General features: G+C 72.4%; 24 protein-coding genes and 1 pseudogene. 16 read left to right on the top strand and 9 right to left on the bottom strand.

What is annotated here, in order from left to right:
- Positions 1 to 39 precede the first annotated feature (39 nt).
- Genes AW271_RS03950 through AW271_RS03960 form a run of 3 tightly spaced genes read left to right on the top strand, consistent with a single transcriptional unit; the run spans position 40 to position 3,598 of the window.
- On the top strand, positions 40 to 2,256 hold the full coding sequence (locus AW271_RS03950; protein ID WP_218007930.1) for a xanthine dehydrogenase family protein molybdopterin-binding subunit: 2,217 nt from the start codon (positions 40 to 42) through the stop codon (positions 2,254 to 2,256).
- On the top strand, positions 2,253 to 3,107 hold the full coding sequence (locus AW271_RS03955; RefSeq protein WP_062331813.1) for an FAD binding domain-containing protein: 855 nt from the start codon (positions 2,253 to 2,255) through the stop codon (positions 3,105 to 3,107). Before AW271_RS03950 ends, AW271_RS03955 begins: the two co-directional genes overlap by 4 nt.
- Positions 3,104 to 3,598, top strand: a complete 495-nt coding sequence (locus AW271_RS03960; RefSeq protein WP_062331815.1) for a (2Fe-2S)-binding protein — start codon at positions 3,104 to 3,106, stop codon at positions 3,596 to 3,598. Before AW271_RS03955 ends, AW271_RS03960 begins: the two co-directional genes overlap by 4 nt.
- Here the strand turns inward: AW271_RS03960 and AW271_RS03965 are convergent.
- Both AW271_RS03965 and AW271_RS03970 read right to left on the bottom strand, forming a co-directional pair.
- On the bottom strand, positions 3,559 to 3,960 hold the full coding sequence (locus tag AW271_RS03965) for a histidine phosphatase family protein (protein ID WP_062331819.1): 402 nt from the start codon (positions 3,958 to 3,960) through the stop codon (positions 3,559 to 3,561). The two genes, AW271_RS03960 and AW271_RS03965, sit on opposite strands and share 40 nt — an antisense overlap.
- 19 nt (positions 3,961 to 3,979) lie before the next feature.
- Positions 3,980 to 4,783: a hypothetical protein gene (locus tag AW271_RS03970; RefSeq protein ID WP_157553883.1), complete on the bottom strand. Its 804-nt coding sequence runs from the start codon at positions 4,781 to 4,783 to the stop codon at positions 3,980 to 3,982.
- Between the two features lie 231 nt (positions 4,784 to 5,014).
- On the opposite strand from AW271_RS03970, the gene AW271_RS03975 reads away from it, so the two are divergent.
- Both AW271_RS03975 and AW271_RS03980 read left to right on the top strand, forming a co-directional pair.
- Complete coding sequence (locus tag AW271_RS03975) at positions 5,015 to 5,209, top strand: hypothetical protein (protein WP_062331826.1); 195 nt, start codon at positions 5,015 to 5,017, stop codon at positions 5,207 to 5,209.
- 64 nt (positions 5,210 to 5,273) lie between these two features.
- Positions 5,274 to 6,248, top strand: a complete 975-nt coding sequence (locus AW271_RS03980; RefSeq protein ID WP_062331829.1) for an acetylxylan esterase — start codon at positions 5,274 to 5,276, stop codon at positions 6,246 to 6,248.
- Here AW271_RS03980 and AW271_RS03985 read toward each other — a convergent pair.
- Positions 6,235 to 6,855, bottom strand: a complete 621-nt coding sequence (locus AW271_RS03985) for a TetR/AcrR family transcriptional regulator (RefSeq protein WP_062331832.1) — start codon at positions 6,853 to 6,855, stop codon at positions 6,235 to 6,237. The genes AW271_RS03980 and AW271_RS03985 overlap by 14 nt on opposite strands.
- Before the next feature lie 47 nt (positions 6,856 to 6,902).
- On the opposite strand from AW271_RS03985, the gene AW271_RS03990 reads away from it, so the two are divergent.
- The 3 genes from AW271_RS03990 (at position 6,903) to AW271_RS04000 (ending at position 10,124) form a co-directional block, all read left to right on the top strand.
- Complete coding sequence (locus AW271_RS03990) at positions 6,903 to 8,120, top strand: acyl-CoA dehydrogenase family protein (RefSeq protein ID WP_062331835.1); 1,218 nt, start codon at positions 6,903 to 6,905, stop codon at positions 8,118 to 8,120.
- The gene (locus tag AW271_RS03995; protein WP_062331838.1) at positions 8,117 to 8,821 is read left to right on the top strand and encodes an SDR family oxidoreductase; all 705 of its coding nucleotides are present in this window, start codon (positions 8,117 to 8,119) and stop codon (positions 8,819 to 8,821) included. The genes AW271_RS03990 and AW271_RS03995 overlap by 4 nt, the downstream gene beginning before the upstream one ends.
- Before the next feature lie 253 nt (positions 8,822 to 9,074).
- Positions 9,075 to 10,124 carry an MFS transporter gene (locus AW271_RS04000; RefSeq protein WP_245652943.1) on the top strand — a complete coding sequence of 350 codons (1,050 nt, stop codon included), beginning with the start codon at positions 9,075 to 9,077 and terminating at the stop codon, positions 10,122 to 10,124.
- Here AW271_RS04000 and AW271_RS04005 read toward each other — a convergent pair.
- Positions 10,103 to 10,609, bottom strand: a complete 507-nt coding sequence (locus AW271_RS04005; protein ID WP_063817844.1) for a GNAT family N-acetyltransferase — start codon at positions 10,607 to 10,609, stop codon at positions 10,103 to 10,105. The genes AW271_RS04000 and AW271_RS04005 overlap by 22 nt on opposite strands.
- A 111-nt stretch (positions 10,610 to 10,720) precedes the next feature.
- On the opposite strand from AW271_RS04005, the gene AW271_RS04010 reads away from it, so the two are divergent.
- Positions 10,721 to 11,419: a hypothetical protein gene (locus tag AW271_RS04010; protein ID WP_062331854.1), complete on the top strand. Its 699-nt coding sequence runs from the start codon at positions 10,721 to 10,723 to the stop codon at positions 11,417 to 11,419.
- A gap of 2 nt (positions 11,420 to 11,421) precedes the next feature.
- Here AW271_RS04010 and AW271_RS04015 read toward each other — a convergent pair whose 3' ends face one another.
- Positions 11,422 to 12,000: a hemerythrin domain-containing protein gene (locus tag AW271_RS04015; RefSeq protein ID WP_169806275.1), complete on the bottom strand. Its 579-nt coding sequence runs from the start codon at positions 11,998 to 12,000 to the stop codon at positions 11,422 to 11,424.
- Positions 12,001 to 12,035: 35 nt separating this feature from the next.
- On the opposite strand from AW271_RS04015, the gene AW271_RS04020 reads away from it, so the two are divergent.
- Positions 12,036 to 12,335 (top strand): MTH1187 family thiamine-binding protein, encoded by a 300-nt coding sequence (locus AW271_RS04020; protein ID WP_174553065.1) that lies wholly within the window; start codon positions 12,036 to 12,038, stop codon positions 12,333 to 12,335.
- Between the two features lies 1 nt (position 12,336).
- Here the strand turns inward: AW271_RS04020 and AW271_RS04025 are convergent, their stop codons facing one another.
- Positions 12,337 to 18,039 (bottom strand): WD40 domain-containing protein, encoded by a 5,703-nt coding sequence (locus AW271_RS04025; RefSeq protein ID WP_062331860.1) that lies wholly within the window; start codon positions 18,037 to 18,039, stop codon positions 12,337 to 12,339.
- A 35-nt stretch (positions 18,040 to 18,074) separates the two neighbouring features.
- Between AW271_RS04025 and AW271_RS04030 the strand changes: the two genes are divergently transcribed.
- Together AW271_RS04030 and AW271_RS04035 are read left to right on the top strand one after the other, a co-directional pair.
- A complete protein-coding gene (locus AW271_RS04030; RefSeq protein WP_083976045.1) occupies positions 18,075 to 19,310 on the top strand; it encodes an ArsB/NhaD family transporter in 1,236 nt (411 codons plus the stop codon).
- 16 nt (positions 19,311 to 19,326) lie between these two features.
- Complete coding sequence (locus AW271_RS04035; RefSeq protein WP_062331863.1) at positions 19,327 to 19,971, top strand: hypothetical protein; 645 nt, start codon at positions 19,327 to 19,329, stop codon at positions 19,969 to 19,971.
- 40 nt (positions 19,972 to 20,011) lie between these two features.
- Here AW271_RS04035 and AW271_RS04040 read toward each other — a convergent pair whose 3' ends face one another.
- Entirely contained in the window at positions 20,012 to 20,665 is a 654-nt protein-coding gene (locus AW271_RS04040; protein ID WP_062331866.1) for a hypothetical protein, read from the bottom strand.
- Positions 20,666 to 20,686: 21 nt separating this feature from the next.
- Complete coding sequence (locus AW271_RS04045) at positions 20,687 to 21,712, bottom strand: hypothetical protein (RefSeq protein WP_062331869.1); 1,026 nt, start codon at positions 21,710 to 21,712, stop codon at positions 20,687 to 20,689.
- A 12-nt stretch (positions 21,713 to 21,724) separates the two neighbouring features.
- Here AW271_RS04045 and AW271_RS41360 point away from each other — a divergent pair, with 12 nt between their 5' ends.
- Both AW271_RS41360 and AW271_RS41365 read left to right on the top strand, forming a co-directional pair.
- Positions 21,725 to 21,871 (top strand): hypothetical protein, encoded by a 147-nt coding sequence (locus tag AW271_RS41360; protein ID WP_218007932.1) that lies wholly within the window; start codon positions 21,725 to 21,727, stop codon positions 21,869 to 21,871.
- Positions 21,872 to 22,048: 177 nt separating this feature from the next.
- Positions 22,049 to 22,426, top strand: a pseudogene (locus tag AW271_RS41365) (phosphotransferase); the annotation flags it as partial.
- Here the strand turns inward: AW271_RS41365 and AW271_RS04055 are convergent.
- The gene (locus AW271_RS04055; RefSeq protein ID WP_062331872.1) at positions 22,374 to 23,324 is read right to left on the bottom strand and encodes an FAD-dependent oxidoreductase; all 951 of its coding nucleotides are present in this window, start codon (positions 23,322 to 23,324) and stop codon (positions 22,374 to 22,376) included. The pseudogene AW271_RS41365 and the gene AW271_RS04055 overlap by 53 nt on opposite strands.
- A gap of 327 nt (positions 23,325 to 23,651) precedes the next feature.
- Between AW271_RS04055 and AW271_RS04060 the strand changes: the two genes are divergently transcribed.
- Both AW271_RS04060 and AW271_RS04065 read left to right on the top strand, forming a co-directional pair.
- On the top strand, positions 23,652 to 24,128 hold the full coding sequence (locus tag AW271_RS04060; protein ID WP_062331875.1) for a hypothetical protein: 477 nt from the start codon (positions 23,652 to 23,654) through the stop codon (positions 24,126 to 24,128).
- A gap of 26 nt (positions 24,129 to 24,154) precedes the next feature.
- Entirely contained in the window at positions 24,155 to 24,877 is a 723-nt protein-coding gene (locus tag AW271_RS04065) for a sulfite exporter TauE/SafE family protein (protein WP_169806276.1), read from the top strand.
- The last annotated feature ends 8 nt before the right edge of the window (positions 24,878 to 24,885 follow it).

Raw genomic sequence — 24,885 nt, forward strand, 5'->3', positions numbered from 1 at the left:
CACTCTTTCTGGATTATTCGGGCAGCTAGTGTCCGAATGGTGGATCGTTGGCTGAGACGCGAGGACGAGCGCCTGCTCACCGGGGCGGGCCGCTTCGTCGCCGATCTGCGCGTGGACGGCCGCCTCGACGCCGTCTTCGTGCGCAGCGAGGTCGCCCACGGGGTGCTGCGCGAGGTCGACTGCTCGGCCGCCCGTGAGACGCCGGGCGTGGCCGGGGCGTGGTCGGCCGCCGACCTGCCCGGCCTGCCGCCGATGCCCGGGGGAGAACCCGCCCGGGAATGGCCCGCCCTGGTCGAGGACCGGGTGCGCTACCCCGGCGAGGCGCTGGCCGTGGTGCTGGGCGACGACCGCTACCACGCCGAGGACGGGGCCGCCCGGGTCCGGACGCGGATCGACCCGCTGCCCGCCGTGGTGACGGCGCGGGACGCGGCCGCCGATTCGGTCGCCTTGTTCGACGGGCTCAGCAACGTCGCCCTGCGCGGCGAGGCCGGGTCGCCGATCGCCGGCGAGGTGTGGGAGCGGGCGGCCGTCGTGGTCGAGAGCCGCTACCGGCAGCAGTTGCTGATGCCCTCGCCGATGGAGTGCCGGACCATCCTGTGCGTGCCCGAGGGCGACCGGCTGACCGTCTGGTCGGGCCACCAGGCCCCCCACCGGCTGCGGAGCGAACTCGCCGCGCTGCTCGACCGGCCCGAGGAGAGCGTGCGGGTCGTCGTGCCCGACACCGGGGGCGCGTTCGGCTCCAAGAGCGCGGTGTTCCCGGAGTTCATCGTCGTCGCCTGGCTGGCCGTCCGGCTCGGCCGCCCGGTCCGGTGGGTGGAGGACCGGCGCGAGTCCCTGCTGGTCGCGACCCGGGGGCGGGGGCAGGACCAGCACGTCCGGCTGGCCGCCGACGCCGACGGGCGGCTGCTGGCCTACGAGCTGACCGTCGAGGCCGACGTGGGCGCCTATCCGCACCTCGGCGTCGCCTTCCCGATGCAGACGGCGTGGATGGCGACGGGGCCGTACACCACCCCGCTCGTGCACGCCACGGTCCGCTCGGTGCTCACCAACACCATGATCACCTACCCCTACCGGGGCGCCGGCCGCCCCGAGGCCACCAGCCCCCTCGAACGCACCATGGACGTGCTGGCCAGGCGGCTGGACCTCGACCCGGCCGAGCTGCGCCGCCGCAACCTCATCCCGCCGGAGCTGTTCCCCTACCGCACCCCCACCGGCCGCACCTACGACAGCGGCGACCACCCCGCCGCCCTCGACCTGGCGCTGCGCACCCTCGGCTACGACGGCTGGCGCGCCGAGCAGGCCCGCCGCCGCGCCGACCCCGCCGCCCTGCCCGTCGGCATCGGCCTGTCCTGCTACGTCGAACGGTCCGGCGGCGAACGGGGCTCCCTCCACGACTACGTCGGCGTCGAGGCGGGCGAGGACGGCACCGTCGTCGCCCGCTGCGGCGCCGCGTCCAGCGGGCAGAGCCACTCGACCGTCTTCCCCGCGCTCGTCGCCGAGACCCTCGGCGTCGAACCGGCGCGGGTCCGCCTGATCGAGGGCGACACCGACGAGCTGCCCGGCGGCGTCGGCTCGTTCGGCAGCCGGTCGGCCCAGATCGACGGCGCCGGATTGCAACACGCCGCCGGCCTGCTCATCGAGGAGGCCAGGGAACGCGCCGCCCGGATGTGGGACCTCCCGGTGGAGGAGACCGCCTGGTCGGAGGGGGCCGTCCACCCGGTGCGCGGCACCGCCGCCATGGGCCTGTCGGAGCTGGTCAAGCGCACCGGCCCGCTGCGGATCGACGAACGCTACGAGGCCGACATGGCGTTCCCGTTCGGCACCCACGCGGCCGTGGTGGAGGTCGACCCCGACCTGGGGACGGTGCGCGTCCTCCGGCTGGTCGCCGTGGACGACTGCGGCCGCGCCCTCGACCCGGCGGTGGTCCGGGGGCAGGCGTTCGGCTCGATCGTCCAGGGCCTCGGGCAGGCGCTGTACGAAGGCGTGCCCTTCGGCGACGACGGCGTCCCGCTGCTGGCCAACGGGCTGCTCGACTACCTGCTGCCGACGTACGCCGAGATCCCGCCCATCGACCTGAGGGAGACCCGCACCCCGACGCCGCGCACCCCGCTGGGCGCGAAGGGCGCGGGGGAGTCGGGCTGCATCGGCACCCCGCCCGCGATCGTCAACGCCGTCGCCGACGCGCTCCGGCTCGACCACCCCGAGAGGCTCCAGATGCCGCTGACCCCCGACGTGGTCTGGCGGGCGGCGGCATGAAACCCTCCGCCTTCGACTACGTCGCGCCCCGGACGGTGGCGGACGCCGTCGACGCCCTCGCGGCCGGGGCCCAGGTGCTGGCCGGCGGGCAGAGCCTGCTGCTGGACATGCACCTCCAGCGCGCCCACCCGGCCCTGGTCGCCGACATCAACCACGTCCCCGGCCTCGACGAGCTGACCGCCTCCGACGGGACGCTGACGGTCGGCGCGCTGGTGCGCCACCAGACCTTCGAGTCGCCCGGCGCGGTGCCCGGCCCGCTCGGCGACCTGTTCGCGCGGGCCGTGGTCACCATCGCCCACCCGCCGATCCGCGCCCGCGGCACCATGGCCGGCAGCCTGGCGTGGGCCCACCCGGCCTCGGAGTGGTGCGCCCTGGCGGTCGCCCTGGACGCCGTCGTCGAACTCCGCAGCACCCGGGGCACACGGGAGATCCCGGCCGGAGAGTACTTCCTGGGCCCCTTCCAGACCGCCCGGGAGCCGGACGAACTCCTCACCGCCGTCCGCTACCCCCTGCTCGCCCCGGACACGGGCGTCGCCTTCACCGAGCACCGCCGCACCGGCTTCTCCTTCGCCCAGGTGGCGGTGGGGGCGGCCCTGACCGTGCGGGACGGAGTGATCACCGAGGCGAGGATCGGCCTGGCCAACTGCGCCGACCGCCCCCTGAGGGCCCACGCCGCCGAGCGGACGTTGATCGGCGCCGAGCCCTCGTCACCCGCCTTCACCATGGCCGGCGAGGCCGCGTCCACCGAGGACGCCGCCCCCGTGCCCGAGCCGTACGCCGACGTCGACTACCGCCGCCACGTCATCGCCGTCCTGGTCGCCCGCACCCTGAGAGAGGCCGCCCCGGTATGAAGATCACCCTCACCGTGAACGACGCGGCCTACCCGCTCGACGTCGAACCCCGCCGGGTCCTGGCCGACGCCCTCCGCGACGACTGCGGCCTCACCGGCACCCACCTGGGCTGCGAACAGGGCGTCTGCGGCGCGTGCACGGTCCTGGTCGACGGCGAGGCGGTGAGGTCGTGCCTGATGCTGGCCGTCCAGTGCGACGGCGTCCCCATCCGCACCGTAGAGGGCCTGGCCGGCCCCGGCGGCGAACCGCACCCCCTGCAACGCGCCTTCTCCGCCGAACGCGGCCTCCAGTGCGGCTTCTGCACCCCGGGCTTCCTGATGCTCGCCGCCGGAGCGCTGGACCACGACCCGCGACTCGGCGACGAGGAGGTGGCCGACCTGGTCCGCTCGAACCTGTGCCGCTGCACCGGCTACGAACCCATCCGCCGCGCCATCACCCGCGCCGCCCGAGATCACCAGAACGGCCAGGAGGGCCGCCACCGGTCGGTGTGAAGGACGTAGTGCCAGCCTTCCTGCCACCCGAAGGGCGCGTCGACCAGGTCCTCGATCGCGGCCTTGTCCAGCAGGCAGTCGAGCGCCCATTTGCTGGCCGAGTGGCCGATCAAGAGGATGCGTTGGCCGTCCCAGTCGGCGGCCAGGTCGTGCAGGAAGTCGCCCGTGGCCTCCAGCACCTGGCGATAGCTCTGGCCGCCGGGAAACGGATCGTCGACGTGTTCGGCCCGCATGGCGGCAACGACGCTCACCGGGCAGCCGTTGAACGCGCCGTAGTCGCACTCGCGCAGCCGCCGGTCCTGATGGACGGTGACGGGTGCGCCCGCGAAGGCGATCTGCGCGGTCTCCACCGCCCGGTGCAAGGTCGTGCGCCGTGAGGGCTCAGACGGCGAGGCCGATCGCCAGGAGCAGGGCGAACAGCCGGACCGCCTGCTCGTCGAGTTCGTTCAGGCCGCCCGCCACCGGCGAGTCGAGCGCCAGCACGCCGAACACCTGGTCGCCCAGGGCGACCGTGGCGCAGGTGAACGCCTTGTAGCTGCGCTCCCCGTTCCAGCCCTTCATGTCCCATCCGGGTGGACGCCCCCCGGGCGAGTCGACGTCGCGGACCAGGACGTGGCCGCGTTCGTCGACCATGCGGAGCATGTAGGAACCCCGGTCGGTGCCTTCGGCGAATATCGTCCGGGGAGGCCGGTCGCGGCCGTGCCAGAGATTGTCGGCGCAGAAAAGGCGCCGGCCCGCCGGCGTCGCCGAATAGGTCAGGAACGACGCCCGGACATTCTGCTGGTCGATGCGGTTGCACAGCAGGTCGACGGCCAATCTTTTGAGCTGGCCTTTTCTGATGTCGCGCCGGTTGGCGTCGTTTTCTTCCACGATCGCGGCCACTTGGGTGGAAAGGACGAAAACGCGGTCCTGTAATCCGCTGCGCACCTTCGCCGCCTCGATCGTGGCCAGCGTCGTCGCCTCCTGGGTGAGGATCTCCTGCTTCTTCTGCTCGCGCAGCGGGAGGACGATGGCGACCGCGGCGCTCAGCGCTCCACCGGCCAGCAGTCCGATGTGCCCCCAGAAGGGAAGTTCCTGGCCGAGCTGCACCTGGGCGATGTAGCCCACCCCGGAAAGGGCGGCCGCGCCATAAGTGATGCGCCTCCAGCGCGGCCATTGTGTAGCCGGGCCCTTCTCCTCTGTCACGAGCCGCAGATTACACCCAAGATTGGGGCCAAGTGGCTCTCATGGTCACATGTCGGCCACAAGGTAAATATGATGAAATCGGGCAGGCGCTTACCCGGGTTTCGGGCCCGACATCCAGGTTTCGAAGATGCGGCCCCCACGCCCGACCTACGATCGGTGCCAACAGTGTCACTTGACGTTAATTCGCCCCCAAGATTGAATGCAGACAATCGCCGATCGAGGAGGTGGCCGATGCGGAACGACGATTTGATCGACGAAGTGCTCGCCGATTCCGACGCCTATCTGATCCGCGCCAACGACCTGCGCAGGCGGGAGGCCAGGGAGTTCGTGCAAGAACGAATGGAACAGGCCGCCGAGAAAATCCGGGAGCGCAGTTTCGGCCAGAAGGCGTTGCGCATCCTGCGGGGCATGAAACCGTCGGCGTGAAAGTTTCGTGAAGTTCGCTGCGGGCTGATCGCCAATCGGGGACGAAACCCCAGATGATGGCCTCATGCCCTTCTCCGATCTGCCGCTGCCCCAGCTGCGCGCCCACGTCTCCGCCGTCGCCGAGCCCGACGACTTCGACGACTTCTGGGCCGCGACCCTGTCCGAGACCCGCTCCCACGAGCTGGCCCCCGTCTTCTCGCCCGTCGCCACGGGCCTGACCACGGTCGACGTCTTCGACGTCGCGTTCCAGGGGTGGGGCGGGCAGCCGGTGCGGGGCTGGTTCCTCGTCCCGGCCAATGCGGAGGGGCCGCTGCCCTGCGTGGTGCGCTACCAGGGCTACGGCGGCGGCCGGGGCCTGCCGCACCAGTGGCTCTACTGGCCGAGCGCCGGCTTCGCCCACCTCGTCATGGACACCCGGGGTCAGGGCAGCGGCTGGTCCACCGGCGACACCCCCGACCCCGAGGGCTCGGCCCCGGCCCACCCCGGCTACATGACTCGCGGCATCGGCGACCCGGCCACCTACTACTACCGCCGCGTGTTCAGCGACGCCGTCAGGGCGGTCGAGACGGTGCGGCAACATCCGCTCGTCGACCCGGCCAAGGTCGCGATCACCGGCGGCAGCCAGGGCGGCGGCATCACCCTGGCCGTGTCGGCGCTGCTGCCCGACGTCGCGGCGGCCATGCCCGACGTGCCGTTCCTGTCGGACTTCCCGCGCTCGATCCGGGTGACCGGCAAGGATCCGTACACCGAGATCGCCCGCTACCTGAAGATCCACCGCACCGAGGTGGCCCGGGTGGAGAACACCCTGTCCTACTTCGACGGCGTCAACTTCGCCAAGCGGGCCGCCGCCCCGGCGCTGTTCTCGGTCGGGCTGATGGACGAGATCTGCCTGCCCTCGACCGTCTACGCCGCCTACAACGCCTACGCGGGGGCCGCCAAGCACATGGAGGAGTACGCCTTCAACGACCACGAGGGCGGCGCCGACGCCCACCTGCCGGTGCAGCTGGCCTGGCTGAAGACCTGGGTCACCGCTCAGTAAGCAGCGCGGAGGTCTCCGCCGACACCGGCGTGGCCAGCACCGACGCGACGACGTCGATCAGGTGGCTGGTGAAGAGCCGCTCGTCGCGGCCCTCGCCGGTCTCGGCGCGGCGGGCCAGTTCCGTGTACGTCACCCGGATCGCCGTGAACCGCCGGTGCAGCCGCGTCACGGCGATCTCGGGCAGCAGCGGCCCGACCGTCTCCCGCCACCGGTTGACGCTCGTCGGCTCCTGGGTCGAGGCCCGCAGCGCGCCGGGGCTCGCCCGGCGCACCACCTGGTCGAGCAGCCGCAGGTAACGCCGGCCGCCGGGCTCGGCCAGGCAGGCGGCGAGGGGCCGCACGAACGCCGCCGCCAGGGGCCGCAGCGGCTCGGCGGGCGGGGCGGCGTCGAAGGCGTCGAGCAGCGCGTGGCGGGCCGTCTCCACCGACGGGTGGTGCCGGGCCAGGACCGCCCGCAGCAGGCCCTCCCGGTCGCCGAAGTGATATTGCAGCGCCGACGCGTTCCGCTGCCCGGCGGCGGCGTTGACCTCCCGGAGCGACACGGCGTCGATGCCCCGCTCGGCGAACAGCTCCTCGGCGGCCAGCGTCAGCTTCAGGCGGCCGTCCACGATGCACCCCCTGTGCGGATTAAGGCGATCGCATTAATATACGGCCCATGGCCATCGACTTCACGCTCGATCCCGAGCACGAGGAGATCCGCCGCCGGGTCCGCGCGTTCGTCCAGGACGTCGTCGTCCCGGCGAAGACCGAGGGCCTGCCGCGCGACGACTACCTGCGCACGATCTTCGGCCTCCGCGAGAAGGCCAGGGCCGAGGGCCTGTGGTTGCCGCACATGCCCGTCGCGGTCGGCGGCATGGGCCTCGGGCACGTCGCGCTCGCGATGGTGCAGTCGGAGGCGGCCAAGACCCGGCTCGGCCCGTGGGTGCTCAACTGCCAGGCGCCCGACGAGGGCAACATGCACACGCTGCTCCACTGGGCCACCGAGGAGCAGAAGGAGAAGTACCTCCGGCCGTTGCTGGAGGGCCGGGCCATGTCGTGCTTCGCGATGACCGAACCCGAGGTGGCCGGCTCCGATCCCACGCTGATCCGCACGACCGCCGTCCAGGACGGCGACGAATGGATCGTCAACGGCCACAAGTGGTTCATCTCCAACGCCCGCCGGGCGAACTTCGCGATCCTCATCGCCCGCACCGAACCGGACGTGCCGGAAGGACAACGGGGAGCCACCACGGCGTTCCTGGTCGACCTGCCGTCACCGGGCTGGACCGACGTGCGCGAGGTCGAGACGATGCACGGCTCGACCGGCCACAGCGAGATCGTCATCGAGGACCTGCGCCTGCCGGAGTCGCAGATCCTGGGCGGCCGGGGCAACGGCCACCGCCTGGGGCAGTACCGGCTGGGCCCGGCCCGGCTGGCGCACTGCATGCGGTGGATCTCCCAGGCCGAGACGGCGCTCGACATGATGGTCGACCGGGCGCTCAACCGCTACAGCCACGGCTCGCTGCTGGCCGACAAACAGGGTGTGCAGTGGCTGATCGCCGACTCGGCGATGGAGCTCTACCAGTGCAAGCTGATGGTCCTGCACGCCGCCTCGAAGATCGACAAGGGCGACGACTTCCGCACCGAGGTCTCCATGGCCAAACACTTCGTGGCCAACTCGCTCAACCGCATCGTCGACCGGGCGATCCAGGTGCACGGCGCGCTCGGCTACTCGACCGACACCCCGCTGGCGAGCATGTTCCAGCACGCCCGCTGGGCGCGCTTCGCCGACGGCGCCGACGAGATCCACCAGATGCGCATCGCCGAACGCACCATCGCCGCCTATCGTGACACCGGCTCGACGCGGGCCGCGACGGGAGGACTGCCGCTGTGAATGACACGGTGAAGGTCGCACTGGTCACCGGGGGCAGCAGCGGCATCGGCGCGGGCGTCGCCCGCCGCCTGCGGGCTTCCGGGACGAAGGTCGTGGTCGCCGACGTCGCCGAGCCGGCCGACGTGCGCTGCGACGTCTCCGTCTTGGAGGACAACCTCAACGCCGTCGACTTCGTGATGAAGGAGCACGGCCGCCTCGACCTGGCCTTCCTCAACGCGGGCGTGGCCTCCGGCTGCGGCGTCGGCGACGACTTCGACCCGGCCCTCTACCGCCGCGCCATGGGCGTCAACCTCGACGGCGTCGTCTTCGGCGCGCACGCCGCCATCCCCGCGCTGAAGGCGTCGGGCGGCGGCGTCATCGTCGCGACCGCGTCGATGGCCGGCATCGTCGGCATCCCGCTCGACCCGATCTACGCGGCCAACAAACACGCCGTCGTCGGCCTGATCCGCTCCCTGGGCGCGACCCTGGCCGCCGACGGCATCAGGGCCCAGGCCCTCTGCCCGTCGTTCGCCGACACCGCGATCCTGGGCGACGCCCGCGTCCTGCTCGAATCCGAGGGCTTCCCGATCCTGCGGGTCGACGACGTCGTCGACGCCTTCGAGCAGGTCGTCGCCAGCGAGGGCACCGGCGAATGCTGGTTCGTCGTCCCCGGCCGCGAAAGCCAGCCCTTCGCCTTCCGCCGCGCTCCCGGACCCCGATAGACATTCTTTCCGTTACGGCTCCGCCCACCCCGGCCCCGCCCGCCGCTCGGGGCCCCTGCCGCAGCCGGCGCCAACCGGCCGCGCGGGCCCGGCTCCGCACCGAGAAACCCGAATGCGCCGGTTCGACGTGATCGGTTATGGTTCGGCCATGACCTGGCGACATTGATCCACACCTGAGTCCCGATTCGCCCGGCGTCTCTACGCCCTGGCGTTCTTCGAGGAGTTCGTCCTCCTCTACCCCGTCTACGCGCTGCTGTTCGCCGACCACGGGCTCTCACCCGGCCAGATCTCGACGCTCTTCGTCATCTGGTCGCTGACCTCGTTCCTGCTGGAGATCCCCTCGGGCGCGTGGGCCGACGCGTTCTCGCGCCGCCGCCTGCTGGTGCTGTCGCCGCTGCTCACCGCCGCCGGTTTCGGGTTGTGGACCTTCCTGCCGGGCTACTGGTCGTTCGTCGCCGGGTTCGTGTTGTGGGGGGTCGCGACCGCGATCGGCTCTGGCACCTCCGAGGCCCTCGTCTATGAGGAACTGGCCCGGCTCGACGCCGCCGACGCCTACCCCCGGATCACCGGCCGCGCCGAGGCCGTCGGCACCACCGCCATGATGATCGCCAGCGGCATCGCCGCCCCGGCGATGGCCTGGGGCGGCTACGAGGCGGTCGGCGTCGCGTCCATGGCCACCCTCGTCGTCGCCGCCCTGGTCGCCCGCACCCTCCCCGAGACCCGGGAGGAGCGGGACGAGGACGACGGCTACCTCGACGTCCTGACGGCGGGCTTCCGCGAGGTGCGCGGCTCCAGGACGCTTGGGCGGCGGTTGCTGCTGGTCTCGACCGTCACCGGCCTGAGCGCCTTCGACGAGTACCTGCCGCTGCTGGCCCAGGGCACCGGCGTCGGCGACGAATGGGTGCCGCCGCTGATGGTGCTCGTCTCGGCCGGGTTCGCCGCCGGGGGTTTCCTGGCCGGTCGCGGCCTGCGGTGGACCGGCCCGATCACCTGCGCCGGCGGCCTGCTGCTGATCGCGGGGGCGGCGGTGCGCAGCCCGTGGGGCTTCGTGTTCGTGGCCGCCGCGTTCGGGGTGATCCAGTGGGCGATCACGGCGGCCGACACCCGCCTCCAGCACGGCCTGTCGGACCGGTCACGCGCGACGGTGACCTCGATGTCGGGCTTGGGCACCGAGGTCATGGCGGTGCTGACCTTCGCCTTCTACGGGTTCGGGTCGGCGCTCGCGCCGTCGTGGGTGCTGTTCGCCGTGCTGGCGGTGCCGTACACGCTGATCGGGGCCTTTCAGGGCCGCAGGGCCGAGTAGAGCACCTGGTCGTGCCAGGCCCCCTCGCGCCACTGCCCCCGGCGGATCACCCCTTCGCGGACGAACCCGGCCTTCTCCAGCGCCCGCTGCTCGGCGACGTTCTCGGCGTCGGTGAACGACTGGATGCGCTCGGCCCGGGTGTGCGAGAACAGGTAGGCGGCCAGCTGGACCTGCGCCTGGGTGCCGACGCCCTTGCCCCGGTAGCCGGAGAACACGCAGATCCCCGTCGACCAGCACCACGAGGTCAGGTCGGGCCCCCACGAGTTCATCCACCACGCCACCCACCCGACGGGCACCCCGTCGCCCTCGATGGTCATCCGGCCGGAGTCGGGCCCGAGGAACCCGTTCTCGGCGAACTCGCGGTGGAACGGCTGCGGCGGGCGGTGCCCGAACCACTGGTAGGGGCCGGTGCCCTCCCGGTCGGCGCGCTCCCGCTCGAAGAGCTCGAGATCCTTGGCCCGGACGGGGCGAAGTGTGACCTCCATGGAAACTCCTTTCATGCGGGTATGACGCAATCTTCCTCCTATACACCCGGGCGGCGGAAAGATTCGTACACAAACGGAAACCCCACGTCCGGGGGCCGCACGCTGGTCGGGATGGACCGATCCCCGCGCGAGCGCGCGTTCACCGCGATCTACGACCGGCAGCTCCGGGGGATCGCCGCCTGCCGCTGCGGCCAGGTCGACGTCGAGGACCTCCATGAGCACCTGATCGCCGCCTACCACGACCACGCCCCCTGGGCCCCGTGGCCCGGCCACGGCGACTGCCCGCCGTCGCGGGGGCCGTCCGACGACCAGGTCCGCCGCCTGCTCGACCAGGTGGCGGCCGGGCTGCCGGCCCGCGACCGGCGGCTCTACGACCTGGTGGTCCGGCGCGGCGCGAGCGGCCGGGAGGTGGCCGAGGCGCACTGCGTCGACCTGCCCCGGGCCGGGCTGCTGCTGCGCGACCTGCGCCGGACGCTGACCGGCGGGCTCCGCCTGCTGCTGCTGGCCCGGGAGGCGCCCGGCTGCCTCGACGCCGGCGGCTGGGACGGGGTGACGCTGACCCGGCCGGTCCGGCTGGCCGCCGAGCGGCACCTGAGGACGTGCGACGCGTGCGGGAAGACGGCCGAGGAGGCGGTGCGCCGCCAGCTGCCCGGCCTGGTGCCGGTGCTGCTGCCCGCGATGCGGGAGGAGATGCTGGCCCGGATCGCCCGGCCCGCGCGCGGGTTCGGGCCGTTGTGGCAGCGGGCGGGCGCGGTCGTGCTGGTGGTGGCGGCGCTGGTGCTGCTGGCCGCGTGGGCGGCGGGCGGCTGAGGTCAGACGTCGAGTTCCAGGCGTGACAGCGGCTCGACGAGTTCCTCCTCCTCGTACGCCAGATGCGACAGCAGCGCCTCGGTCAGGGCGGCCACCTGGCGGCGGACCTCGTCGAGGCCCGAGGGGTCGGTCACCATCGCCACCAGGGCCGCGTCGAGGCCGGTGAGGAGGCCCGCGATGACCTCGTGCTCCTCCTCCAGCCGCCCGATCACCGGGGCCAGCGACGCCTCGGCCGCGACCAGGCCGGGGAACATGTGGGCGTCCTCGATCGAGTGGTGGGCGGTCAGCACGCGGCAGTAGGAGGCGCAGAAGCTGCCCAGCGTCCAGTAGTTCTGCCGCATGGTCAGGTCGTTGATCAGCGACCGGACCTCCGCCGCCTCGGCCCGGCCCTGCGCGACCTGCTCGACGGCCGTGCCGATGCGGGCGAGCTCCTGCCGGAGGTGGTCGTGGATGAGGACCAGCCGGTTGCCGATCTCCCGCTGCCGGGGGGACAGCAGGGCGAAGTCACGCTTGGCCGACCTCGGCCGCGTCGCGTCGTCGATGCCGGTCTTGGTGGTTTCCGTCCGGATAAGATCGCCCACGCCGCCCAACGCTACCAAAGGAAGCAGGTCAGCCCATGTCCGTGCTCGTCGCGTTCAGCGTCACCCCGATCGGCGCCGGCGAGGAGGTGGGGGAGCACGTCGCGGAGGCCGTCAGGGTGGTCCGGGCCTCCGGCCTGCCGAACCGGACCGACGCGATGTTCACCACCGTCGAGGGGGAGAGCTGGGATCAGGTGATGGCGGTCGTGCAGGCCGCGGTGGCCGCCGTCGAGGCCCGTTGCGACCGGGTGAGCCTGGTGCTGAAGGCCGACATCCGGACCGGCGCGGCCGGGCGCATGGAGGAGAAGGTGGCCTCGATCGAACGCCACCTGGCCTGACTCAGAACTCCTCCTGCTGCACCATGAGCCGCACGTCGTCGAGGTAGGGGTCGAGCTCGCCCGGGTCGAAGCGGCACATCGCGATGGCGAACCAGAACTCGCCGTGGACGTTGCCCTCCTGCTTGTAACGCCCGTCGGGGGCGAAGGCGGCCCACCCGCCGGGCACCCCGAGCAGGCTGACCCTGCGGACCGGTTCGGGGCCCGACAGGTCCCACAGGATGATCAGGCCGTCGTTCCCGGCCGAGGCCAGCAGCGGCTCGGCCGGGCTGAACGCCACCGACACCACCCGGCGCGAGTGGCCCGCCAGCGTGTGCAGGTGACGGCCGGTGGCGACGTCCCACAACCGCACGAGCCGGTCGTCGCCGGCCGTCGCAAGGATCGAGCCGTCGGTGCTGAAGTCGCCCGTCCACAGGCGGCCCGTGCCGGTGGCCAGCGCCTGCAGCTCACGGCCGGTGGTGTGGTCCCAGATCCGGGCCACGCCGTCGTTGCCGATGCTGGCCAGCGCCGTGCCCATCGGGTTGAACACCACCCGGTAGACGCGGTCGGTGTGCCCCGACATGATCCGCAGGCACTCGCCCGTGGCGGCGTCCCAGACGCGGACCAGCCGGTCGTCGCAGCCCGTCGCCACCAGGCGGCCGTCGGGGCTGAAGTCGATCGAGCGCACCCGGCCCTGGTGCGGGGCCGGCCTGGTGACGTGGGTGTTGCTGGTCCGGTACCAGAGCTGGAGCGTGTCGTCGTCGTTGGCGGTGGCCAGCACCTTGCCGTCCGGGCTGAACGCCTGCGCCCAGACCGACTCGGTGTTGGTGTCGAGTTCGCGTTCGAAGTCCCAGCCCGCCGTCTGCCGCAGGTGCACCGCGCCGTCGTTGGTGGTGGTGGCGATGCGCTCGCCGTCGGGGCTGAACACCGCCGAGGTGAGCTGGTCGTTGACCCCGCTGAACTCCTTGATCAGCCGCCCGGTCGGCGGCTCCCAGATGCGCACCGCCCCGTCGTTGCCGCTGCTGGCCAGCATCGTGCCGTCGGGGGAGAAGTTCACCGAGGTGACCCGGCGGCCGTGCCCGCGCAGGGTGCGCGTCAGCTGGCCGGTGCCCAGGTCCCACAACCGGATCGAGTCGTCGTTGCTGGTGGTGGCCAGCTGCGCGCCGTTGGGGTGGATCGCGAACGGCCAGATCGACCCCCGGTGCCCGGCCAGCCCCGCCCTCGGCTGCCCCAGCTCGCCCTGCCACATGCGCAGCGACCCGTTGCTGTCGACGCTGATGAGGTTCTTCCCGTCGGGGGTGTACGACACCTGGTAGACCGCCCCGGTGTGCCCGGCCAGCTGGCGCGGCACCAGCGGGGCGCGCAGGTTCCACACCCGGATGGTGCCCATGGTGTCGCCGGTGGCCAGGTGGGTGCCCTCGGGGTGGAAGTCGACGGCGTAGACCCGCCCGGGGTGGCCGCGCAGCTCGTGCACGACCCGCCCGCTCGCCGTCTCGAACAGCCGGATCAGGCCGTAGTGGTCGCCGGCGGCCAGCAGCGACCCGTCGGGGCTGAGCGCCAGCCGGTAGACCGGCCCGGTGCCCTCCGACAGCACCACCCGCAGCTCGCCGGTGGTCAGGTCCCACACCCGGACGTTGGCGGAGGCGTCGCCGGTGATCAGGCTGGTGCCGTCGGGGCCGAACACCGCCGTGTAGACGGGCGGGGTGTGCCCCGGCAGCTCGCAGCGCAGCGCACCGGTCGCGGTCTCCCACACCAGCAGCGTGCCGTCGGGCGACCCGGCCGCCAGCAGGGTGCCGCCCTCGTTGAACAGCAGCGGCCAGACCCCCTTGGGATGCACCGGCAGCACGTGGGCGCACTCGCCGGTCGCGGTGTCCCAGATCCGCACGTCGCCGTCGGCCGACCCGGTGGCCAGCAGATCCTGCGCGCCGAAGGCCAGGGCGTAGGCCCGGTCGCGGTGCCCCCACAGGGTGCGGACCGGCCGCCCCGAGGGCGCCTCGAAGACCATCACCCCGCCGTTGTCGCAGCCCACCGCGAAGATCTGCCCGTCGGTGTTGTACGCGATCGGGTTCGGCAACCGGGTCGTCAGCGGGTCGAACCCGTAGGGCACGCCCACCGCCGGGGGAGCGACCTGCACCTCGATCGAGCAGCCCGGCACCACGGCGGCGTCGCGCAGCTCCGGGGCGCGCAGCACCCGGTCGCCCGCCGTCACGTTGACCAGCGTGGCCCGCGTCCACCGGCTGCCCGACACGACCGCGTCGCGCAGGTCGGTTCTGGCCAGCCGGGCCCGGGTCAGGTCGGCCCCGCGCAGGTCGGCGCCGGTCAGCCGGGCCTCGTCGAGCCAGGCGCCGGCCAGCTTGGTGCCGCGCAGGATCGCCCGCGACAGGTTGGTGCCCACCAGCCGGGCGTCGGTCAGGTCGGCGTCGGTGAGGTCGACCTCCTGCAGGTCGCGGTGGGACAGGTCCTCGCCGCGCAGCTGCGCGCCGCGCAGGCTCGTCTGGGCGGGGGTGCGCAGCCTGGTGATGATCTTGAGGGCGTTCTTGCGCGCGGTGTTCCCGGCCCCGGGGTCGGCCAGCACCCGGTCGGCCCACAGCTGGCAGTCGTGCGCCTCGGCCAGGTCGCACAGGAAGTCGACGGTCAGCTGCGACAACTCCCGGCGGCTCAGCGCGGTCGGGTTGGCGCGGTCGCGGCCGAACTCGTCGGCGATGAAGTGGGCGACCAGCCACTCGGCCACCGACCCGTGGATGAACCCGAACAGGCCGTCGTAGGTGCGCACCAGCAAGCTCGCGGTGCCCACGGTGTGGGTGGCCTGCTCGCCCGACATGCGCCCGTCGGCCAGCCCCGACAACGTCTCGGCGACCTCGGCCAGCTCGGCCAGCCGCAGGTAGGGCTCGTTGGTCTCCCAGAGCCGCATCGCCAGGGTGCGCACGGCGTGCCACAGGTCGGCCTCGTCGAGCCCGGCCTGCGCGCCGCGCTGGTTGCCCAGCCGCCGCTGCTCGTAGCGCAACCAGGTGCCGAGGATCTCCTGGTAGAGCGTGGCCGCGCTGACGGTCCGGTGGGCGTGCGCGACCGCGCGCAGCCGGTCGTCGGCCAGGTCGGCGATGAAGGTCAGCATGCGCGGGTTGCGGGCCAGCCCGCTCAGGTCCTGGATGCTGCGCAGCAGCCGGAGCCGCTCTTCGGCCAGCGCCCGGTCGCCGTAGGCGTTGATCAGGTAGGCCAGGACCTGCTCGGACGAGAAGCCCTCGATGCTGAAGACCCGCCGCTGCGGCAGGATGCCGACCATCTCGCCGAGCTTGGTGAACACCTGGGCGTCCGACTTGAAGTGCTGGGTGCGGCTCGCGACGACGATCTTCGCCTGGTCCTGCGCCGCCTGGAGCAGGGTCTCGAGGTGGTCGGCGGCCCGGTCGTAGGTGACCCGGGTGACCAGTTCGTCGAACCCGTCGAAGAACAACACGATCCGGCCCTGCCGGAGCATGTACTGGACGGCCTTGAGGTCGATCTGGTCTTCGCCGTGGTTGGCCAGGTGGGCGGCGATCAGGGTCTCGACCGAGTGGGCCTTGTCGAGGGTGCGCAGGTCGATCAGGATCGGCGTCAGGTGGGGGGTCTCGGTGGCCATCCGCCGGACCACCTGGCGCAGCACGAACGTCTTGCCGCGCCCGAAGTCGCCCAGCACCAGCACGAACCTGCCCTGGTCGCCGTGGAGCTGGGAGATCAGCTCACCGGCCAGGTCGTGGCGGATCTCGCCGCCGGTCGGGTCGAGCTCGCGGTAGTCCTGGGTGACGTAGAGGTGGGCGGGGTAGGTCGTGTCGGCGTTCAGCTGCCGGGTCTGCGCCGCGACGTAGCCCGACAGGTCGACCAGGCCCTGGAACTCGATCAGGCTGCGCAGCCGCACGCCCCGGCGGGCCGCGTCCTCGCGCAGGCTGCGCGGCGGGGTCGGGCCCAGGTAGACCAGCTCGGCCGACTGCCCCATGTGGCCCGCGTGCACGTGGCGGACGAACTCGTCGACCTCGTCGGCCGTCGGCTCGCCCACGATCACGCCGGCCCAGAACTCCCGGACGAACCCGCCGTCGCGGTAGCTGACCCGCAGGTGGGGCGGGTCGTCGTCGACGGTCCGGATGACGGCGTGGTCGAAGCGGGTCTCGCACGCCTCGGCGACCCGGTCGAGCAGCTGGGCGCGCGGCCCCTGCGCCCGCGCCGGGGCCGGCCGGTCGGGCTCGGGACCGCCGACGGCCAGCGGCACCGGCACCGCGCCCGGCGCGGGGAAGATCCCGCCGGCCGAGATCCAGCGCCGTTCGACCGTGTTGGGCGGCGCGCTGGTGCGGTGGACGACCAGGCCGTCGGGGGTGAACTCGAGCACCTGCTGGCGGCCCGGCTCCAGTGGCGGCAGCACGAGCGCGCCGGCCCCCAGCTCCGACGGGTCGCCGTCGCGCCCGCCGCCCTGCAGGATCGTGTGCAGCTTGCCGCCGAGCAGCCCCTCGACGACGGCCGCGTCGGTGAGCGACTCGGGGTGGCCCGGCGTCAGGGCGTGGTGGACCACGCCGAGGCGTAACCAGCCCTCCCGCTCGAAGGCGCGCACCCGCTCGGCGAACCACGCCGCCTGCGACTCGCCCACCAGGCCGAACCGGTGCTCGGTCCGGTGGCTGATCGCCATCGTCGAGTTGAGCCCGGCCACCACGACCTTGATCTCGGGGATCGCGAAGAGCGTCCACGGCTGGGCGCTGTCGAACATGACCGAGTCGACGCCCTGGTAGAACTCGCGGAACAACGACGCGAAGTGCCGCCACTTCGGCCAGTAGGGCGCCTCGGGGCGTTCGTCGTCGGCCTTGCAGTCGTTGAAGTAGGCCTCGCAGGCGGCCAGGTTCACGTCGCGCGCGCCCGGCACCAGCACCACCCGCTGGGGTTCGAGCCCGGCGAGCGCGCGCAGCCCCGTGAGGAAGGTGAGCGCGTCGGTCATCTGCTTGCGGCTGCCCGCCGCCGTCAGGTCGCCGGCCACCACCATCAGCTCGGGCCGGGGCACCCCCGCGTCGGTCAGCCGGGTCAGCTCGGCGAAGATGTGGGACTGCAGGCCGGCGGGGCTCAGGGGCGGCTCGGCGCCCATCGTGCGGCCGAACCGGGGGCCCGCGACGTGGAGCACGCTCAGGCTGTCGCGCCGGGCCGGCGGCTCGAAGTCGGCCGGATAACCCGGCGGCACCACCGGCACCCGGCGGGCCCGCCGCTGCCCGGTGAGCACGGTCGGCCGGGGCGAGGTGAGCGGCGCGGGCGGCTCGGCGCCGGACCCGGGGGTCGGGAAGGCGGGGCGTGACTCGGGCTTGGCCCGCCCGGCCAGCGCCTCGCGGATGCGGGTCAGCACCAGCCCTCGCGCGTGTTCGGGGGTGGTCACCCCGACGAGGTCGACCCACGTGATGTTCGAGAGGAGCCCGTCGACCCGGCAATCCTCGATGCGCACCGTGATGAGTTTGTTTTCTGGATTATCCGGATTGGCGCGGAGCGCCGCCTGCCATTCGAGTTTCCCGTAACGCGAACCCAAATAGTTCTCGGTCAGCAGGGCGAGGACGACGGCGGCCTCCCGGACACCTCGGTCCATGAAGTCGACGAAATTGGTGCCGGGTACGAAATCCCAGGCCTGCAGCATGGTGCGGTATCCTGCTGCCTCGAGTTCCCAGCCCAGCCACGACGCCCAGCGTTCGTCAGCCGGAGAGTAGCTGATGAAAATGTCGATCGGCCGCTCCATGACGCCGGTATCACCCGCCTCGCCGGAATGAAGTCATGATACTTTCTACCGTGGGCGACGAAGGGTCACCGTCCGTGCCGTTCTGGAAACGGGCCGTACGAGCACCGAGTGTACTCGATTGGATTCGAATCGGCCTGCTTTTCATCGGGGTCGGTTGCGTATTGACGGGTCTGCTGCCGATTGCCGAGGCGCGGGCGAGCGTCGAGCGAATAGCTCCGCTCATGCTGTTTCTGGTCAGCGTTATCGTGCTGGCCGAACTCACCAAAGAGGCGCAGGTATTCGACGTCATCGCGGCGCGGCTCGCGCTGCTGGGCCGGGGGGCCTATCCGGCGCTGTTCCTGCTGTGCGTCGCGTTCGCCTCGGCCACCACGATCTTCCTCAACCTCGACACCACGGCGGTGCTGCTCACGCCCGTCATGCTGGCGCTCGCCCCGCGGGCGAAGATCGCGCCGCTGCCCCTGGCGATGACCACGGTCTGGCTGGCCAACACCGCCAGCCTGCTGCTCCCGGTGAGCAACCTGACCAATCTGCTGGCGCTCAACAAGCTGGGCCTGTCGGCGCCCGAGTTCGCGGTCCGCATGTGGCTCGCGCAGACGGTCGCGATCGCCGGCACGATGGTGTTGTTGTGGGTGTTCTACTGGCGGCGCGGGGTGCGCGGGGCCGACCGCTACGAGCCCGCCCCGCCCGAGCCGATCAGAGACCCGGTGCTGTTCTGGGGCACCGGCGCGGCCTGCCTGCTGTTCATCGCGGCGATCCTGGCCGGGGTGCACATCGAGGTCGCGGCGATCGTCGCCGCCGCGCTGGCGGTCACCGCCTACCTGTTCCGCGACCGCGCCGCGCTGCGCCCCTCGCTCATCCCGTGGCAGCTGATCGTGTTCGTGACCGGGTTGTTCCTGGTGGTGCCGACGCTGATGCGCCACGGCCTGAACGACCTGATGACCTGGCTCGTCGGCACGGGCGAGGGGTTCGCCGGGCTGCTGCGCACCGCCGCCGCCGGCGCGGGCCTGTCGAACACGGTCAACAACCTGCCCGCCTATGTCGCGGGCGAGCAGGTCGTGCCCGCCGCCAATCTCGACCAGTTGCTGGCCCTTCTGGCGGGCACCAATGTCGGCTCGGTCATCACGCCCTGGGCGTCGCTGGCCACGCTGCTCTGGTTCGAATGGTGCCGCCGCCGCGACGTCAAGGTGCCATTGGGGAAATTCGTGCTGACCGGGGCGGTGCTCGCCATTGTCCTGCTGCCCTCGGTGGTCTGGGTGCTGACGTTCACCTGAAATATAGACTGAGCCCATGTCGGGTCTTCCGGTTTACGACGCGGTGCTGTTGCCCGGCGCCGAAGTCGAAGAACGTTCGACACGCCTGAGCGCGTGGTGCGCGGAATTCGCGCCGGTCGAATTCACGCTGCGGAGCGGTGCGCTCTATCCGCACATCTCGCTTTACATGGCGAATTTCGAATCATCCCGGCTGGGCGAGGTGGGCGAGACGCTGCGCCGCGTCGGCGCGGCGACCCCCGGGATCCCGCTCGAAGGCGGCCATTTCGCCGCCAACGACCAGGGCATGTTCGAACTGTTCTACCGGAAGACCGCCGCGGTCACCCGGCTCCAGGAAGACCTGCTCGCCGGGCTCGGCCCGCTGCGCACCGGGCTGCGCGAACGCGACCCGGTCGGCCGGGTGCTGGCCGAGCACCGGCTCGTCGCGCCGCCGGAGGCCCGCGCCAACCTCGACCGCCACGGCTACGACGAGATCGGCGGGCTGTTCCGCCCCCACATCACCCTGACCCGGTTCCGCGACCGGGGCCGCCAGGTGCCCGCCGACCTGCTGCCGCCGGTCGGCTCGTTCGACGAGGTCTACCGCACCCTCGCGTTGTGCGTGATGGGGGAGCACGGCACCTGCACCGAGGTCGTCGAGGTGGTGGAGCTGGGCTCAGCCGTCTGAGGGCCAGACCCGGGCGGCGGCGACGGCCACGGCGGCGCCCTCAGCCGGTGGTGTACTGGGCGGCCAGGCCGGCGGTCGCGACGGCGGCGGCCCTGGCCGACTCGGCGTCGCCGCACACGTGCCGGCGCTGGGTGTGGCTGGGCGCGTCGAGCGGCCCGAGCGACAGGTCGGCGCCCGAGCGGATCATCCGCCCGAGCGCGACGGTCGCCGCCTCGCCCGAGCCCTCGATCACCGTGCTGTGGAAGACGCCGGCGGCCAGCGAGTAGCTGTCGCCCGCGCCGAACCGCTCCAGGCGTTCGGGCCGGTAGTCGACCACCCGGCCGGTGGCCGTGATGACGTCGTCGTCGCCGCGCCCGCCCACCTCGAAGAGCCGGTGGACGGTCCCGTCGGAGACCCGGCCGAGGACGTTGCACACCCGGCCGTACAGGACGAAGCTCAGCAGGTCCCAGCTGTGGCAGTGCACCAGCGAGGTGCTGCTGCCCGAGGTGGTCAGCTGCGGCGACCAGATGTGCAGGCAGACGCCCAGGTCGCCGTCGCGTTCGACGGGCAGGCAGAAGAAGCCGAGCGGGTGGCGCACCGCCGGGACGCGCAGGGCCCCGGCGGTGACCGCCTGGAGCACCGACCCGGCCCATGCCGGGATGGTCGAGGCGGCGGTGCCCTGGTCGATCTCGTGCCGTAGATCGGAGTAGCGCATGTCGCCTCTCTGGGTTCTATCTCACCGGTAGGGCTCGGCGGGCGGCAGCGCGCGGCGGGTCAGGTCGGCCACCTCCGGGTCGTCGAGGTGGTCGAGTGACAGGCCGAGCATCTCGAAGACGTCGCGCACCTCGTCGACCGTCGGCTCGTCGCCGAGCGAGGCGGTCAGCACGTTCTCGACGGGCAGCTTCCGCGACTGGGCGAAGCTGGCGTTCAGCTCGGTCTCGCACCAGGCGTAGTAGAGCTTGCCCTGGTGGGCCAGCAGCGCCGGGGCGGTCGGATCCTCGCGGGTGACCACGACGCGCGAGGCGGACATGTCCCAGCGGCAGGTCGACATCGTCGCCGACAACCCGACCCGGATGGTGAGGAAGTCGGTGTGCCGGGCGTACCAGCTCGCGGCCAGGATCGTCGCGTACGCCTCCCTGCGGACGCGGTCGGCCGTCCAGGGGTCGGCGCGGTTGGTGAGGAGCGACTGGCGGAACCGGGCGTACACCTCGCAGGTGATCGGGTTCTCGGGGTCGATGATCTCCAGCTGCACCTGGAGGCGGCGGCGGGCGACCCGGGAGTGCTCCACGCACTCGGGCAGGGTGACGCCGCGGACGAAGGCGCCGGTGCCGCCCTTGAAGATCCACGTGTTGGTGTGCTGGGCCGCCGCCAGGAGTTCGGCCCCCACCTGCGCGCCCGGCAGCAGCGACACCACCGACATCTGGTCGATCGCCTGCCGCGACTTCTCCAGCAGTTCGGAGACCTCGCCGAGCCGCTCGGGCACCTGGTGCAGCGCCTCGCCCGAGTCGGTCAGCGCCCGCCGCAGCTCGTTCTCGACCGCCCCGGTGCGCATCCGGCTGCGCACCAGCGTGCTGGCGATCAGGGCGAGCACGACGAGCGTGGCCTCCTGCACCGGCTGGTCCACGGCGTCGGTCAGGCCCCAGATCGCGACGCCCACGGCGATCAGGAACGCGATGACGACCTCGGGTTCGTCGCGCAGCCAGGCGAACCGTTCCGCCAGCGACTGCCTGCGCGTATCGCCCCCGCCGTGCTCGACCGACATGAACCCATCCCCATGGACCGCATTCCGGCTTACCCCGCGTATATCGTCCCTGGCGTGGTGGAAATCCGCCACCCAAAAGCCGCAGCGCCCGTGGATCAGGTCGAGATCGTCGTCGCCCATTCCGAGCGCGCCCCCTGCGCGTCGGCGAGCCGTTCCTGAAGGTGGACGCCGACCGGGCGCGCCTCGACGCCGAAGCCGAGGCGATGGCCCTGGTGCCGGTCCCGACCCCGGAGATCCTGTGGCGCCGGCCGCACGTGCTCGCGCTCGCCGCCCTGCCGGGGACGGCGCTCGCCCGCCTCGGCGAGCCGTCGCCCGCGTCACCGGCGCCGCGATCCGGAGACTGCACGACGCGCCGCCGCCCCGGTGTTCACCCACGGCGACCTGCGGGCCGATCACGTGTTCGTCGACGGTGACGAGGTCACCGGCGTGCTCGACTGGTCGGAGGCGGGCCGCGGCGACGCCCTGTTCGACCTCGCCGTCGTGACGCTCGGGCACGAGGAGAACCTCGGCGACCTCCTCAACGGCTACGGCAACGGCTACGGCGCCGGCGTCGACCTCGACGTGATCCGCGGGTGGCGGGCGCTGCGCAGCCTGGTCGCGATCCGCTGGCCGACCGGGCACGGCTTCGACCCGTTCGCGCCGGGGTGCGAGGTCGACGTGCTCAGGCGGACACCAGCTTCACCACGTCGAGGGCGCAGCCCCAGCTCATGCTGACCCCAACGCCGCCGTGCCCGTAGTTGTGGATGAGCCGCCCCTGATCGACCTGCTGCTCCTCCAGGCGGATCGAGGGCCGGGCCGGGCGCAGGCCGACGTCCACCTTGATCACCCGGGCGTCGGCCAGGCGGGGCTCGACCTCGGCGCAGCGCCGCAGGATGTCGGCCGTCTGGGCCTCGTCGGGTTCGAGGTTCCAGTCGCCCTTGCGGGCGTTGCCGCCCAGGACGACGCGGTCGCCGTGCGGGAAGAAGCCGGTCCAGTCGTCGTCGGCGCCGCCCTCGTAGAAGAACTCGGTCAGGCCGGGGTTCTCGACGACGACGTGCTGGCCGCGCACGGGGGTCACCGAGTCGTCGCAGGCCAGCGTGCCCCCGGCCACGCCGGCGCAGTTGACCACGACGGGCGCGTGGGAGGTGGGCTGCTCCAGCGAGGCCACCGTGCAGATCTCCAGGTCGCCGCCCGCGCGGCAGAGCCGGTCGACGAGGTAGTCGAGGTAACACGGCATGTCGGCGATCGGGCTGGTGATCCAGAAGCCCGCCTTGAACCCGGCCAGTTCGTCGGGGGAGCACTCGGCGAAGCCGGGCAGCTCGTGCGCCCACGGCGGGGTGCCCTCGTCCATGCGGGTGACCAGGCGGCCGCGCGCGGCGGTCACGCCGCTGTGAGCGTGGGTGGCCAGCTCGTCGAAGATCTCCAGCCCGGTCTTCTGCCAGCGCACCGCCTCGTCGCGGGGCTCGGTCATGACGGGACCGCCCAGCAGGGCGCCCGCGACGGCGGAGGTGGTCAGCCGGGGGACCTCGGCGGTCCACACGACCGTCCGGAGCCCGGCCTCGTTCAGGGCGATCGCGGTCGTGAGACCGACGACGCCTCCCCCCACCACGACGACATCGGCATGCTGCGCCATCGACGACGACCTCCTCGGCAAACGAATGGTGCGGAACTTCCCGCAAAAAGGGCCCGCATGCACGAGACCCGCCCCTCACCTGTCGAGGGGCGGGATCGCGGTGCATTCAGCGGTGCATTCAGTGGTGCGGTTCGCGATCGGCCGGGGCGGCCAGCCGATCGGCTTCCCATTGGAGGGCCTCCACGAGGACGAGCTCCAGCCGGAGATCTCCGTCGAGGAGGGTGTCCAGGACGTCCATACGGGCCTCCCTTGCCAGACAGGACGCCCCAGGGGTCACTTCGGTTCACCGGATTGAACCACCGCCGTCCACCCCGCGTATCCCCGGGCGTGCTGACTGTTTCGCGCCATGCCGCCTTCGCCGCCGCCGCTCTGGCGGTCGCGTCGCTGTCCGCCTGCTCGGGCGGCGATCCATCGCCCGCCGGGGGCGCCTACCAGGTGTCCGACCCGGCCCCCGCCGCGGCCGCCGCACCCGTCGAGGCCGGGCCCGCCCCGACCGTCGAGGAACTCGCCGAGAAGGTCGGGTGCGACGTCAAGATCCAGGTCGACGCCGAGGAGCTGCGCACCGGCGCCTGCTCGACCAAGGCCGGGGACTTCTTCGTCAACACCTTCGCCACCGAGAAGGGCAAGGACGCCTGGATGGACCAGGCGCCCGAGTACAACCCCCATCTCGTGGGCCGGCTCTGGACCGTGCTCGGGACCCGGGAGACCCTCGACAAGCTGCGCCCCGACCTCGGCGGCGACCTGCACCTCAGCGACCACCGGGTGACCCCGAAGGCGGTGCCGTCGGCCCCGGCCGCGTACTGAAACGATCTTGTGGTTGAGTTCGGTGCGTGGAGATCCTCGTCCTTGCCCTGGTGGGGGTCGCGACGGGGATCGTGAGCACGGTCGTGTCACTCGCCTCGATCGTCTCCTACCCGGCTCTGCTGGCCTTCGGGCTGCCGCCGCTGGCGGCCAACGTCACCAACACGGTGTCGCTCACCTTCACCGGGGTCGGGTCGGCCGCGGCGTCGCGGCCGGAGCTCAGGGGCCAGGGGCCCCTGGTGCTGCGCCTGTGCGCGGTGACCGCGCTCGGCGGCGCCACCGGGGCCGCGCTCCTGCTGCTGACCCCGCCGACGGCGTTCGAACTGGTCGCGCCCGTGCTGGTCGCGGGCGCGTCGCTGGCCCTGCTGCGGGTGCCCAGGCCCGCGGCCCTGCGCGGGTGGGCGTTCTACGCGGGGGTGTACGCCGTCGCGATCTACACCGGCTACTTCGGGGCGGCCGGCGGGGTGATCATGTTCGCCATCCTGACGGCGGCCCTCGACCAGAGCCCGGCCCGCGTCAACGCCGTGAAGAACGTGATCGCGATGTCCTCCAACGGCGTGGCCGCCCTCGGCTTCGCGCTGTTCGGGCCCGTGCGCTGGGACGTGGTCGTGCCGCTGTCGGCCGGCATGGTCGTCGGCGGCTGGATCGGCCCGCTGATCGCCCGCCGGCTGCCCGGCCGGTCGCTGCGGATGCTGACCGCCGTGGCGGGGCTGGTCGTCGCGGTCAAGCTCGGGCTCGACACCTACACCTAGGACACCTG

Source organism: Herbidospora sakaeratensis (assembly GCF_001570525.1).
GTDB lineage: Bacteria > Actinomycetota > Actinomycetes > Streptosporangiales > Streptosporangiaceae > Herbidospora > Herbidospora sakaeratensis.